Origin of the sequence: Croceicoccus sp. YJ47, assembly GCF_016745095.1 — a bacterium.
Taxonomy (GTDB): Bacteria; Pseudomonadota; Alphaproteobacteria; order Sphingomonadales; family Sphingomonadaceae; genus Croceicoccus.
This window is the reverse complement of record NZ_CP067087.1, coordinates 2,109,452-2,122,907: the sequence shown is the minus strand read 5'-3', so window position 1 is coordinate 2,122,907 and position 13,456 is coordinate 2,109,452. Positions and strand designations below refer to the sequence as shown.

Genomic DNA, 13,456 nt, shown 5'->3' with positions numbered 1-13,456 from the left:
ACCTGCTTATGCCATGTGACTATGTGGAAAAGATGAACGAAACCAGCAAGCCCGAACCTGATGCCGCCATCCGCGCAGAGCGGCTCATGCTCACGCTGGGCCGGGGCGACGGCGCGGTCAACATATTGAACGGCATCGATCTCACCGTTCCGGCGGGGCAGACGGTGGCGCTGCTCGGCCCGTCGGGTTCGGGGAAGAGTTCGCTGATGGCGGTGCTCTCCGGCCTCGAACGCGCGAGCGGCGGAACGCTGCGGGTTGCGGGCGAATATTTTGCCAGTGGCGACGGCGGCGTCATGGACGAGGATGCGCTCGCCAGGGCGCGCCGGGGCCGGATCGGCATCGTGTTGCAGGCGTTCCACCTTTTGCCGACGATGACGGCGCGCGAAAACGTCGCGACGCCGCTCGAACTTGCCGGGCATGACGATCCGTGGCCCGTCGCGGATGCGGAGCTTGAAGCGGTCGGCCTTGGTCACAGGCTGTCGCATTATCCCGCGCAGCTTTCGGGCGGGGAGCAGCAGCGCGTCGCCATCGCCCGCGCGCTCGCCCCGCGACCCCCGCTGATCTTCGCCGACGAACCCACGGGCAATCTCGACAGCGCGACCGGGGAAAGCGTGATCCGCCTGCTGTTCGACCGGACGCGGGAAACGGGCGCGACGCTTTTCCTCATTACGCATGATCCGGCGCTGGCGCAGCAATGCGAGCGCGTGCTGGAACTCGCCGACGGGCGCATCGCGCGCGATACGCTGCGCTGAGATGGCGGCGCAGGGAACCGGGCGATCATCGCGCTGGGGCGTGGCGCTGCGGCTGGCGCGGCGTGATTTTTCCTGGCGGTTCAAGGGTTTGCGGCTGCTCATCGTGTGTCTGTTCCTTGGCGCGGGGGCGCTGGCGGCGATCGGCACGCTCGAAGGGGCGATCCGGTCCGAACTGTCCGACCGCGGGCAGGAAATTCTCGGCGGCGATGTCGAATTCGCCGTGTATGCCCGCGATGCCGATGCCGAAGAGCTGAGTGCGATGCGCGCCATGGGGGCGGTGTCGGCCGGACGCCGGGTGCAGGCGATGGCCGCGGCGGGAACGCGCACCGTGCCGATCCAGCTCAAGTCCGTCGACGCGGCATGGCCGCTTTACGGGACGCTGACGCTGGCCGACGGGCGCACCGCGCGCGCGCCGCCCGATGGCACCGCATGGGCGGGACAGGGCGCGCTCGACCGGCTGGGCATCGGTGTCGGCGACAATATCCGGCTGGGCGAGATCGACGTGCGCATGGGCGGCGTCATCGCGGACGAACCGGACCGCCTTTCCGAAGGTTTCGCGCTCGGCCCCGCGGTGCTGGTCTCCGAGGCGACGCTCGCGCGCACCGGGCTTGCCGCCTATGGCAGCACGGTGCGCACGAAATATCGCGTCGCCCTCCCCGCCGATGTCGATCCCGCCGACGTGGTCGCGGCGTTCGAGGCGCGCTTTCCCGAAGCGGGATGGTCCACCCGCACGCGGGAGCGCGCCTCCCCCGGCGCGGATCGCCTGCTCGCCAATATGGGACAATTCCTCAGCCTCGTCGGGCTGGCGGCGCTGGTGATCGCGGGCATCGGCATTGCGGGCGCGGTATCGTCATGGCTGGAAAGCCGGCGCGGGACCATCGCCACGATGAAGGTGCTCGGCGCCGATAGCGGCGATGTGCTGCGTATCCACGTGTTGCAGGTGCTGGCCGCGGCGCTGGCAGGCATTTCGGCGGGGCTGATCGTCGGCGTGTTGATCGTGCCGGCGCTCGCGTCCTTGTTGCGCGATCTGTTGCCGGTTTCATCGGGATTCGTGTTCGATGGCGCCGCGCTTGTGCGGGCGGCGGCATTCGCCTTGCTGGTGGCGCTGGTGTTCTCCGCGCCGCCGCTGATCGCTGCGCGTCGGGTGACGGCGATGGCGTTGTTGCGCGCGCGCGTCGCCCCGCCCGCGCATATGTGGCGGGACGCGGCCATTCCGGTGGGGCTTGGGCTTGCCGCCATCGTGGCGCTTGCCTTGTTGACAAGTTACGAGCCGTGGCTGACCGCCGGTTTCCTTGGCGCGGCGGCGGCGGTGCTGGGTTTGCTGGCGCTGATCGGGATCGGGGTGCGTGATATCGCCGGGCGGATCGCGGGCGGCACGGCGCGGCGCGGGGCTTCGCTGTCGCTGCGGCTCGGGATCGGGGCGCTCGACCGGCCGGGGTCGCCGACGGTGGCGCTTGTGACCGCGCTCGGCTTTGGCCTGTCCGCCTTTGCCGCCATCGCCTTCATTCAAACCGGGCTCGATCGTTACATCGCGGGTACCGTGCCCGATCGCGCGCCCGATTATTTCGTGCTCGACGTGCCGCGGGACGATGTCGCCGGTTTTACGCGGCTGGTGACGCGCCAGGTGCCCGGTGCCGAGGTGCGCACCGTTCCGGCCCTGCGCGGGGCGATCCTCGCCTACGGCCCGGCGGGTGCGATGACGCGCGTGGCGGACATGGAGGACATTCCCGAGGGCGCATGGGCGCTGCGCGGCGAGCGCGGCCTGACATATTCCGCGGGCCTGCCCGTCGGCAACCGGGTGACGGCGGGCGAATGGTGGTAGGCCGATTACGACGGTCCTGCGCTCGTTTCGGTGGATGAGGAACTGGCCCAGGCGCTCGACCTTTCCATCGGGGACAGGCTGGCGATCGGACTGCTCGGCGTGGAGCGGGAGGCGACCATCGCATCGTTCCGCGCCATCGAATGGGACGATTTCGGGTTCAATCACGCATTGGTCTTTTCGCCGGGCACCATCGACGACGCGCCGCATAATTACGCGGCCTCGATCATCCTGCCGCCGGGGGCGGATAGCGGGCGGCGCGGCGATCTGCTCGGCGCGATGGTCGCGGCCTATCCGGCGAGTTCGGCGATCGAACTCGGCCCGGTGCTGGCGCAGGCGCGCGACCTGCTGCGCAGCGTGGCGGCGGCCGTGCTCGGCGCGGCGGCGGTGGCGGTGCTGGCGGGCATGGCGGTATTGCTGGGCGCGATTGCGGCGGCCCGCGCGAGGGAAACCTACGATACGATCGTGCTGCGCGTGCTGGGCGCGAGCCGGCGGCAATTGCTGGGCGCCCTTGTCCTGCGCTATGTCGTGCTGGCCGCGCTTCTGTCGGTGGTAGCGCTTGCGCTCGGCCTCGGCGCCGGGTGGTACGTGATGGTCGAAATGTTCGAATTCACCTTCGACCCGGACTGGGCCATCGTGGCGGCGGTGCTGCTCGGCGGGGCGGCGGTGGTGGTGATCGCGGCGACGCTCGCCTCGCTCCCGGTGCTGCGCGCCCGCCCGGCGCAGGCGCTGCGCAGCCTTTAATCCCGGCCTGTCCAACCTGCCTTGGGATCCGGACCGTAATGATTGGGCCCGCGCGTCCCCTCGAACAGCATCATTACCAGCACGACGAGACTGCCGAACGGGATCAGGTTGAGCAGGACCAGCAGTCCGGTCTTGCCCTGATCGTGGAAGCGGCGGACCTGCACCGCGATCGAGGGCACGAAGGATATGGCCGCAAACACGAACCACCCGATGATCGCCAGCCATGCGAACGGGCCTGGCGTCGCGCCCATGCCCGCCTCGAACGTCGCGGCACCCACGAGCATGATGGCGAGCAGCGCGACATTGACGATGAGCTGAAACAGCATGAACATCCAGTATTCCCGGCGCCGCGAACGCCCGTCGAATTCGAAATAGCGGCGATACGGCAGCAGCATGTAATACATGGACAAGTCCCCCCTGGCGGCCCGGATCGAGCCAACCGGTTGAAACTGTAACATCCGGCGCCCGCTTTGCCAGCCCCGGCGGCGGCGCAAACGAAAAGGGGGCCGGTGAACGGCCCCCTCCCCTCGTGACGATGGCTTGCAGATCAGAACTTGTAGCGTGCCGTCACGCCATAGGTGCGCGGCTGATTCGGATAGCCGGAAATACCGAACTGCTGCACCGGCGAATCGAAGATCGATTGCAGGTAACGGTCGTCGAGCAGGTTGCGGCCCCATGCGGTAATCTCAAGCCCGCTCTGCATCGCATAGGTGATCGACGCGGCGAGTTCGTCCACCTGCCGGGTGAACGGGCGCGCGGCGGCCAGCGCGGCATCGATCCCCTGCGAATTGAAGCCGGGCAGGCCTTCCACGATCTGCGTGCGCGACTGGTAATTATAGTCGCCGTGCAGGATCACGGCATCGCCGCTCGCGAGCTCATGCACGTAATCCGCCGCCCAGGTGGCCGAGATCGACGGAATGCCCGCCGGCGTCGTGCCCGAAATATCGCCGAACGCCGATTGCTGGAAATCCTTGTACTCGGGATCGAGATAGGTGACCGCCATGCGCAGCGACAAAGGCTCGACCGGGCGGACGGTACCGTCGAATTCGAAGCCTACGACCTCCTGCTTGCCCGCATTGCCGAGGAAGAAGCCGGTGCCGGTGAAGATGTTCGACTGGAACTCGGTGATGGTCTGCTTGAACGCGGCGAAGCTGAAGGCGGCGGGGCCGAAATCGCCCTTGATGCCGAGTTCGTAGACTTCGGATTCCTCCTCGTCCGCGAAACGGCTGCCGAAGGTCTGGTTCACCTGCAACAGCCCCGCCTGCTGCAACGCGGCGCGGTCGGCGGGCGTCGGGCGGCTGTCGCGCGACAGGTTGACCGACGGCGCCTTGAACCCGGTCGCATAGGAGACGTAGACGTTGAGATCGTCCGTCACGTCATAGGCAGCGCGCAACGTGTAGGTGAGGTTGTCGGCATCCGTCTCGCCCGGCTCCACCGCGTTCGGCACATTGAGGAACGGGCGCGAGAATTGCAGCGCCTGCAGCGCGAGCAGCGGATTGACCTGCGGATTGGCGGCGTTCGCCTGCGCAAAGGCCTGCGAGCCGGCGTTGATCTGCTGAAACGCGGCGGGGTTGCCGCCGGCAAAGGCCTGGATCTCGGCCTGCGATGCGGGACGGCCCAGCATCAGCGCATTGCCGATGGTGGTCGACAAGGCCTGCTGATAGATTGCGGTGCTGCCCACCTGCACCAGATCGACGCCGGCGAACACGTCGGTTGCGTTGACGTTGGTCTGGAAGTCCTTCTTGTCCTTCGTGTAGTTCAGACCGCCCGTCAGCGTCAGCCGGTCGGTGACATAGACATCCACCTGACCGAACAGCGAAATCGAATCGTTCTGCAGCGCATAGGCCTCGATCAGGCCCTGCCCATTGGCGAAGAACTGCCCGTCGAAGGCACCGGGACGCCCGGTCAGCGCGCCGATGGTCTGCTCCAGCCCGCCGACATTCAGCGCGCCGCCGGTCTGCGACTGGATGATGGCATTGGCATAGGGGCGGAATTGCGTGCCGTAGAGAAGCTGCGCGTCCTGCTCGATATCCTCGTTGAAGTAGAACGCACCGAGCAGCAGGTCGACCGATTCGGCCAGCTGTGCCGTGGCGCGGAACTCCTGCGTGAAGGTGCGGATCTTCAGATCCTGCGAATTGCGGCCCAGCAGGTCCGCGCTCGTGAAATCGGAATCCTGATTGGTGAGCACGTTGGTGCCGCGATAGGCGGTGATCGAGGTCAGCTCGAACGGGCCGAAGCCGAATTCGATGTGGCCGGACACGCCGTAATTGTCGATGTCGTTCGACGATGCGAAATTGTTGTAGACGACATCGGCGAACGGATCGTTGGGATCGGTGGTATTGCCACCCAGCGCATCGACGATGCCCGCCGTGGGCCCGCGGCGAAGCGTGACCACGCCGCAGCAATCCTCGTCGATATTGCTGTAATCGCCGATGATGCGGACCTTGAACAGGCTGCTCGGTTCGAACAGCAATTGCCCGCGCGTGAACCAGCGATCCCGCCCGTTGGTGCGCCCGCCGGTGCCCAGGTCGTCGATATATCCGTCGCGCTTGTTGATGCCGCCGGCGATGGACGCCGCGATATTATCGGTGAGCGGCGCGGTCAGCAGCGCCTTGGCGACGTTGCTATCGAAATTGCCGTAGGATGCCTCGACCTGCCCGCCGAAGGTGAACTGCGGTTCGGCGGTGATGATGGAGATGACGCCCGCGCTCGCGTTTTTACCGAAGAGCGTCGATTGCGGGCCGTGCAGCACCTCGATCCGCTGAAGATCGGGGAGATCGCCGATCTGCGCGGCGGAGCGGGAGCGATAGACGCCGTCGACGAAGACGCCGACCGACGGTTCGATCCCGGCATTGTTGGCGCCGTTGCCGAATCCGCGAATGATGAAATTGGTGTTCGCGCTCGACTGCAATTGCGTCACGCGGAGCGAAGGCTGCACGCTGGTCAGGTCGCGCAGGTCGCGAATCTCGGCACGCTCGATGGTGTTTTCGTCGGTGACGGTCACGGCGACGGGCACGTCCTGCAACGTCTGCTCGCGCTTTGTCGCGGTGACGATGATGGCGTTGCCGCGCGTCGCTTCGGTTTCGTCATAGGCTTCGGCGGGCTGTGCGTATTGCACCTCGCCGTCGGCGGCGTCCTGAGCGGCGGCGGGGGCGGCAACACCCAGGACGGCGGCCATGCCGGTCCCGATCATCAGGGCATTACGGCAGCGCAAACGCTCGGTACGAATCGATTTCATGCGATCTTATCCTCTCAACAGGGCCAGTCATTCTGTCCGACGGCATCGCGCGGGCCGGCCTGGTTCTCCTATAGGTCAACTACAGGCACAACCATGCGCAAGCAACCGAAATGCCATGGCAAAATGCGGGGCTATCCCCGTTTGTTGCATATTCACCACAGCATCCGATACGTATTCCCCCCTTGCTGCATCGCACCACAACATGTAGGGGCGCCACGCGCGTCGGGTCACGACTATGCGACAACCCGCGAAGCGTCCCCGCATTTCCTGTTCGCCCGATCGAAGGCCCTTTCTGTATGTCCGCTCAAAAGCAGCGTAATATCGCGATCATCGCACACGTCGACCATGGCAAGACCACGCTGGTCGACCAGCTGTTCCGCCAGTCCGGCACCTTCCGCGAGAATCAGCGCGTCGACGAACGCGCGATGGATTCCAACGATCTGGAAAAGGAACGCGGGATCACGATCCTCGCGAAATGCACCAGCGTCGAGTGGAACGGCACCCGCATCAACATCGTCGATACCCCCGGCCACGCCGATTTCGGCGGCGAGGTGGAGCGGATCCTGTCGATGGTCGATGGCGTGATCCTGCTCGTCGACAGCTCCGAAGGCGCGATGCCGCAGACGAAATTCGTCACCGGCAAGGCGCTGGCCCTGGGGCTGAAACCGATCGTCGTGGTGAACAAGATCGACCGTCCCGACGGCCGCCCGGACGAGGTGCTCGACGAGGTGTTCGACCTGTTCGTGTCCCTCGACGCCAATGACGAGCAGCTCGATTTTCCCGTGCTCTACGCATCGGGCCGCAACGGCTATGCCAGCGACGGCATCGACGCGCGCGAGGGCGACCTGACCCCGCTGTTCCAGAAGATCGTCGATCACGTGCCCGCCCCGTCCGCCGATCCCGACGGCCCGTTCAAGTTCCTCGTGACCCTGCTCGACCGCGACAATTTCCTCGGTCGTATCCTGACCGGCCTGGTGTTCAGCGGCACGGTGAAGCTCAACGCGCCGATCCACGCGCTCGACGCCGATGGCAAGGTCATCGAAACGGGCCGCGCGTCGAAGCTGATGGCGTTTCACGGGCTCGAACGCGTGCCGGTCGAGGAAGCGCGCGCCGGCGACATCATTTCGCTGGCCGGCCTGACCGAGGCGACGGTGGCCAACACCATCTGCGACCCGTCGGTCACCGAACCGCTTCAGGCGCAGCCGATCGACCCGCCGACGCTGTCCATGCGCTTTGCCGTGAACGATTCGCCGATGGCGGGCCGCGAGGGCAGCAAGGTCACGAGCCGCATGATTCGCGACCGGCTCAACCGCGAGGCGGAATCCAACGTCGCCATCCGCGTCACCGAATCCGCCGACAAGGACAGCTTCGAAGTGGCGGGCCGCGGCGAATTGCAATTGGGCGTCCTGATCGAGACGATGCGCCGCGAAGGCTTCGAACTCGGCATCAGCCGCCCGCGCGTGCTCTTCGACAAGGACGAGGACGGCAACCGCACCGAACCGTATGAAACCGTCGTCATCGACGTGGACGAGGAACATTCGGGCACCGTCGTGGAGAAAATGGCGGCACGCAAGGGCGAGATGACCGACATGCGCCCCAGCGGCGGCGGCAAGACCCGCATCACCTTCTCCGCGCCGTCGCGCGGCCTCATCGGCTATCACGGCGAATTCCTGTCCGACACGCGCGGCACCGGCATCATGAACCGCCTGTTCGAGAAATACGGCCCTTACAAGGGCCCGATCGAAGGCCGCGCCAATGGCGTGCTGATCTCCAACGGCACGGGTGAGGCGGTCGGATACGCGCTCAACGCGCTGGAAGAGCGCGGCGAACTGTTCATCGTGCCGCAGCAGAAGATCTACGAAGGCATGATCATCGGCGAGAATGCGAAGCCGCAGGATCTCGAGGTGAACCCGATGAAGTCGAAGCAGCTGACGAACTTCCGTTCGACCGGCAAGGACGACGCCATCCGCCTGACCCCGCCGCGCGCGATGACGCTGGAGCAGGCGATCGCCTATATCGACAATGACGAGATGGTGGAGGTCACCCCCGAAACCATCCGCCTGCGCAAGGCGATCCTCGACCCGAACGAGCGCAAGAAGGCGAGCCGCAAGGTCGAGGCCTGACGCCTTTACCGGCAGCGCATAAACGAACGAAGGGCGGTCCCGAACACGGGGCCGCACTTTTTCATGAAGCCGGGCGCCCGCGTTTACAAAACGTGACATTTGGTTCCGAATTTGTATGAACGACCCTCATGCAGACCGGAACCCTGATCTCACTCGCACTGTATTTCATCCTGATGATCGCCATCGGCCTTTATGCCTGGCGCAAATCGACGGACAGTTCGGAAGGCTATCTTCTGGGCGGGCGCGACCTGCATCCGGCGGTCGCGGCCCTTTCGGCGGGGGCGTCGGACATGTCCGGCTGGCTTTTGCTCGGCCTGCCGGGCGCGCTGTATGCCGCCGGGCTGGTGGAGGCTTGGATCGGCATCGGCCTGTTCATCGGCGCCTTTGCCAACTGGATCATCGTGGCGCCGCGGCTTCGCGCGCAGACGGTGGAATACGGCAATGCGCTGACCATTCCTGAATTTCTTGCCAATCGCTTTCCGGACAAGGCGATCGCCCTCCGCGTGATTTCGGCGATCATCATCGTATTGTTCTTCACCGTCTACACCGCCGCCGGCCTCGTCGGCGGGGGCAAGCTGTTCGTGACCAGCTTTGCCGGCCTGTTCGGCGATGTCGGGATGAGCGATTACATGTTCGGCATCTGGCTGACCGCGGGTGTCGTGCTGGCCTATACGATGGTCGGCGGGTTCCTGGCCGTGTCGCTGACCGATTTCGTGCAGGGCTGCATCATGGTCGTGGCGCTGATCCTGATGCCGATCGTCGTGATGACGGGCGATGGCGGGCCGTCCGCGGTGGCCGAGACATTGCGCGGGATCGACCCCGAATTCCTGAGCCTGACGAACGGGCTGTCCGTCATCGGATTCCTTTCGGCGATTACCTGGGGCCTGGGCTATTTCGGGCAGCCGCATATCATCGTGCGCTTCATGGCGGTGCGCAGCGTGGCGGCGGTCGCCACCGCGCGCAATATCGGGATGAGCTGGATGTTCGTGTCGCTCATCGGGGCGCTCGGCGTCGGGCTGGCGGGGCGCGCCTATGCGCAGAGGAACGGGATCCCGCTCGAAGATCCGGAAACGATCTTCATCATGCTGGCCGACACCTTGTTCCACCCGCTCATCACCGGGTTCCTGCTGGCTGCGCTGCTCGCCGCGATCATGTCGACGATCAGCTCGCAATTGCTCGTGTCGTCGAGCTCGCTGACCGAGGATTTCTACCGGCTTTTCCTGCGCAAGAACGCGAGCGAGCGCGAGACGGTGAATGTCGGCCGCGTGTGCGTCCTGCTCGTGGCGCTGGCCGCGATCCTGATCGCGCGCGACCCCGAGAGCGAGGTGCTCGGCCTCGTCTCCAACGCATGGGCCGGCTTCGGCGCGGCGTTCGGCCCGTTGATCGTCCTCTCGCTCACGTGGAAGCGCATGACGGGCGCGGGCGCGGTGGCGGGGCTCGTCACCGGCGCGGCGGTGGTCATCGCGTGGATCGCGCTGGGCTGGAATACGAGTTTCCTGGGCGGCGAAGGGGTGTACGAAATCATCCCCGGTTTCATCGCGGCATGGCTGGCGATCTGGGGCGTGAGCAAGGCGACATCCGTTGGCCCTGCAAACCCCTATCGCGCCGAAATCGCCTAGACCATCGCCCGCTCGCCCAGCATCAGCGCGGCATAGATCGCCGCCCCGGTGAGGAAGGGCACGAACCGGCTTTCGCGATCCTCGGGGAGTTCCTCCTTGAGCACGTTGAGCGTGATCCCGCCCGCCAGGAACGCGAAGAGAAAGCCCACCACCACCGCCGGCAAGGTCACGGCCAGCCCGATGAGCCAGGCGACCACGGCTGCCGATATGACCCACCGCCCCCGCGCGTCATAGGCGGCGGTGTGATCCTCCCGCATGCCGAAATCGCTCGTCATGAAATGCAGGCTCATCGCCACGAAATAGAGCAGCAGCGACCACGTCCCATATTCCTCCCGGTGCATCAGCAGATAGCCGATGAGCAGGTTGAGCAGCGCATAGCTTCCCACGTGCACCCATTCGAGGTGATCCTCGATCCGGTCGCCATCGCCCGCCTCGCGCGAGCGGGCGCGCGAGCGTTTCACCGCGCGTTCCAGCCCGTAAAACGCCGCCAGCCCGACCAGCGCCAATGAATAGACGAGGCTTTCGGCCAGCGAATCCCCCATCGCCAGCGCGGTGGCAAAGGCCCGTTCGTGCACACCCAGATCGGGCAGCACGTGCAGGAACACATAGGACACCGCGATCCCGCCCGAAAAGGAAAGCCAGCGGCTGCGCGGTGCGGCGGACAGGAATTTCAACCGCCCGATGAACAGGTGAACGAGAGCAAAGACCGCCACCATCGCGGCGGTCACGAGGATGTTGGGACCGTGCATCGGCCCTGACTGCCCGGTCCGCGGCGCGGAAACAAGCCCGCCACCCGGCTTGCGAAGCGGCCCTGCGATGACCATTTCGCGTGGGCAACGAAGGAAGGACCAAGCATGCTGACCGAAATCACCTATCATCACGACTGGAGCGATGGCCAAATCGCGGACTGGATGGTGGAAACGCTTTCCGCCGACCTGGCGCAGCGTGAGGGAGAGGTGGCGGTCACCGTGCCGGGCGGGTCGACCCCGTTTCCCATCCTCGCCGCCATGGCGAAGAAGGATCTGGACTGGGCGCGGCTAGCGTTCTGGCCCGGCGACGACCGAATGGTGGAGCCCGACCACGAGGCGAGCAATTTCGGCCGCCTTCGCGAGACGCTGTCGGGCACCGACGCGAAAGTCGTGCCGCTGGCCGAGGATAGCGCGCCGCCGCATTTCGCGCTCGCATGGCTCGGCATGGGCGGCGACGGGCATATCGCCTCACTCTTTCCCAATACCGACCCGCGCATCGACGATTCCGAGACCGTCCGCCGGCTCACCCCGGATCCGCTGCCGCCCGAGGCGCCGTTCGACCGGGTCACGCTGACGCTGCCGAAACTGCTGACCGCCGAACATCTCGTCTTCGTCATTCGGGGCGAGGAGAAGCGCCGCGTTTTTGAGGCTGCGGCCAAGGGCGAGAACGACCTTCCCATTGCGCGATTGTTGCAGAATGCGCGCGCCTCGGTGACGTGCTTTGCCTGATGTGCCGCTGATCGGCCTGTTGCCGGCGGGCGTGCACCGGGCGGTGCTGCGCGTGGCGGAACAGGTCCGGCGGCGCTGGTGGCGGCTGCGCAAGCCGACCCTGCGCGGCGTCGCCATCGCGGCGTTCGACGATGGCGGGCGCGTGCTGCTCGTGCGTCATTCCTATCGCATGCGCGACGAATGGCATCTTCCGACGGGAGGATGCCGGCGCGGCGAGGAACCGATGGAGGCCGGCGTTCGCGAACTGGCCGAAGAAACCGGCCTTCGCGCCGGGGATGTGCGAGAGATCGGCACCGATTGTTTCAACCTCCACGGCGCGACCAACAACGTCACCATCCTCGCCATCCGGGCACAGGGAGAGGCGCGGGCCGACGGGCGCGAAATCCGCGAAATCCGCTGGGCCGACCCGCGTGCGCTTCCGCCATCCGTGCCGCAATGGGCGCGCGGCTATATCGAACAGGCGGCCGGTTAAGGAAGGCCGTCAAAGCAGGTCGAGCTGCGCCAGCGCGTCGCCCTTTTTCTTCGGCGCGACCCCTTCGAGCTTCGACAGCGTCAGCCCCATGAGCCGTATCGGCCGCGGCAAGGGCAGCAGCTCGGCGAGCAGCGCGTGGCCGATTTTCGCGAACTCCGCCTTGTCCGCGACGGGGCGAGCGAGCGAGCGCGCGCGGCTCTGAAGCGTGAAATCGTTGTATTTCAGCTTGATCGTCACCGTCCGCCCGCGCGCCTTGTTATGGGTGATCCGGTCCCAGACGATATCGACGATCCGGTCCATCGCCTCTGTCAATTCGCGCGGGGCGAACAAATCCTCGTGAAAGGTGCGTTCGCCGCCGACCGATTTGCGCGTGCGATGGGCGCGCACCTGCCTGAGGTCGATGCCGCGCGCCGCACGGTAGAGATAATCGGCGAAACTGCCGAAATGCGCGCGCAGGAACGGAAGATCTTTCGCCGCCAGATCGGCCCCCGTCACGATGCCGAGCCGCGCCATCTTCTTCGCGCCCACCGGGCCGATCCCGTGAAAGCGCGTCACCGGCAATTGCGCGACGAAGGCCGCCCCCTCCCCGGGCCGGATGACGCAGATGCCGTCGGGCTTGTTCTGATCCGAGGCCAGCTTGGCCAGGAACTTGTTATAGGACACGCCCGCGCTCGCGGTGAGCTGCGTATCTTCGGCGATGCGGCGGCGGATCGCCTGCGCGATGCGGGTCGCACTGCCCAGCGCATGGCGATCCTCCGTCACGTCGAGATACGCCTCGTCGAGCGACAGGGGTTCCACCAGCGGGGTATAGTCGTGAAACACCGCGCGAATTTGCCGCGACACCTCGCGGTAGACGTCGAACCGCGATTTGCAGAAGATGAGCTCGGGACACAGCCGCTGCGCCGTGACCGACGGCATGGCGGACCGCACGCCGAACTTGCGCGCTTCGTAACTGGCCGCCGCGACCACGCCGCGCCCGCTCGACCCGCCGACGGCGACGGGGCGCCCGCGCAATTCGGGATGGTCGCGCTGTTCCACGCTGGCAAAGAATGCGTCCATGTCGATATGGATGATCTTGCGCAGCCCTGCGGCCTCGCTCTCGTCCTGTGTCTCCGGCGAATCGGGAATATCGTCGCGGTCCGCGGTCATGGCCTGTTTTAAGCGCAGCGGTCCGCGCTTGCAAAAACCGACCGGCGGCAATGCGATAATGG

General features: G+C 66.0%; 11 protein-coding genes. 7 read left to right on the top strand and 4 right to left on the bottom strand.

The window, feature by feature from the left end; genetic code table 11:
* Positions 1 to 32: 32 nt before the first annotated feature.
* Genes JD971_RS10365 through JD971_RS17180 form a run of 3 tightly spaced genes read left to right on the top strand, consistent with a single transcriptional unit; the run spans position 33 to position 3,315 of the window.
* The gene (locus tag JD971_RS10365) at positions 33 to 752 is read left to right on the top strand and encodes an ABC transporter ATP-binding protein (RefSeq protein WP_202083181.1); all 720 of its coding nucleotides are present in this window, start codon (positions 33 to 35) and stop codon (positions 750 to 752) included.
* A 1-nt stretch (position 753) separates the two neighbouring features.
* Complete coding sequence (locus tag JD971_RS10360; protein ID WP_371809585.1) at positions 754 to 2,574, top strand: ABC transporter permease; 1,821 nt, start codon at positions 754 to 756, stop codon at positions 2,572 to 2,574.
* 30 nt (positions 2,575 to 2,604) lie between these two features.
* Positions 2,605 to 3,315, top strand: a complete 711-nt coding sequence (locus tag JD971_RS17180) for an FtsX-like permease family protein (protein ID WP_371809583.1) — start codon at positions 2,605 to 2,607, stop codon at positions 3,313 to 3,315.
* On the opposite strand, the gene JD971_RS10355 is transcribed toward JD971_RS17180, so the two are convergent.
* Positions 3,312 to 3,719, bottom strand: coding sequence for a DUF805 domain-containing protein (locus JD971_RS10355; protein WP_202083179.1), 408 nt, complete (start codon positions 3,717 to 3,719; stop codon positions 3,312 to 3,314). The two genes, JD971_RS17180 and JD971_RS10355, sit on opposite strands and share 4 nt — an antisense overlap.
* 143 nt (positions 3,720 to 3,862) lie before the next feature.
* The gene (locus tag JD971_RS10350; protein WP_202083177.1) at positions 3,863 to 6,553 is read right to left on the bottom strand and encodes a TonB-dependent receptor; all 2,691 of its coding nucleotides are present in this window, start codon (positions 6,551 to 6,553) and stop codon (positions 3,863 to 3,865) included.
* 296 nt (positions 6,554 to 6,849) lie between these two features.
* Here JD971_RS10350 and typA point away from each other — a divergent pair, with 296 nt between their 5' ends.
* Complete coding sequence (gene typA / locus JD971_RS10345) at positions 6,850 to 8,676, top strand: translational GTPase TypA (protein WP_202083175.1); 1,827 nt, start codon at positions 6,850 to 6,852, stop codon at positions 8,674 to 8,676.
* Between the two features lie 128 nt (positions 8,677 to 8,804).
* A complete protein-coding gene (gene putP, locus JD971_RS10340) occupies positions 8,805 to 10,295 on the top strand; it encodes a sodium/proline symporter PutP (protein ID WP_202083173.1) in 1,491 nt (496 codons plus the stop codon).
* Here the strand turns inward: putP and JD971_RS10335 are convergent.
* Positions 10,292 to 11,044 (bottom strand): hypothetical protein, encoded by a 753-nt coding sequence (locus JD971_RS10335; RefSeq protein ID WP_202083171.1) that lies wholly within the window; start codon positions 11,042 to 11,044, stop codon positions 10,292 to 10,294. The two genes, putP and JD971_RS10335, sit on opposite strands and share 4 nt — an antisense overlap.
* Positions 11,045 to 11,149: 105 nt before the next feature.
* Here JD971_RS10335 and JD971_RS10330 point away from each other — a divergent pair, with 105 nt between their 5' ends.
* Positions 11,150 to 11,773 (top strand): 6-phosphogluconolactonase, encoded by a 624-nt coding sequence (locus JD971_RS10330; RefSeq protein WP_202083169.1) that lies wholly within the window; start codon positions 11,150 to 11,152, stop codon positions 11,771 to 11,773.
* A gap of 1 nt (position 11,774) precedes the next feature.
* Positions 11,775 to 12,245 carry an NUDIX domain-containing protein gene (locus tag JD971_RS10325; protein WP_236672392.1) on the top strand — a complete coding sequence of 157 codons (471 nt, stop codon included), beginning with the start codon at positions 11,775 to 11,777 and terminating at the stop codon, positions 12,243 to 12,245.
* A 9-nt stretch (positions 12,246 to 12,254) separates the two neighbouring features.
* Here the strand turns inward: JD971_RS10325 and dinB are convergent, their stop codons facing one another.
* Positions 12,255 to 13,394: a DNA polymerase IV gene (dinB, locus tag JD971_RS10320; protein WP_202083165.1), complete on the bottom strand. Its 1,140-nt coding sequence runs from the start codon at positions 13,392 to 13,394 to the stop codon at positions 12,255 to 12,257.
* Between the last annotated feature and the right edge of the window lie 62 nt (positions 13,395 to 13,456).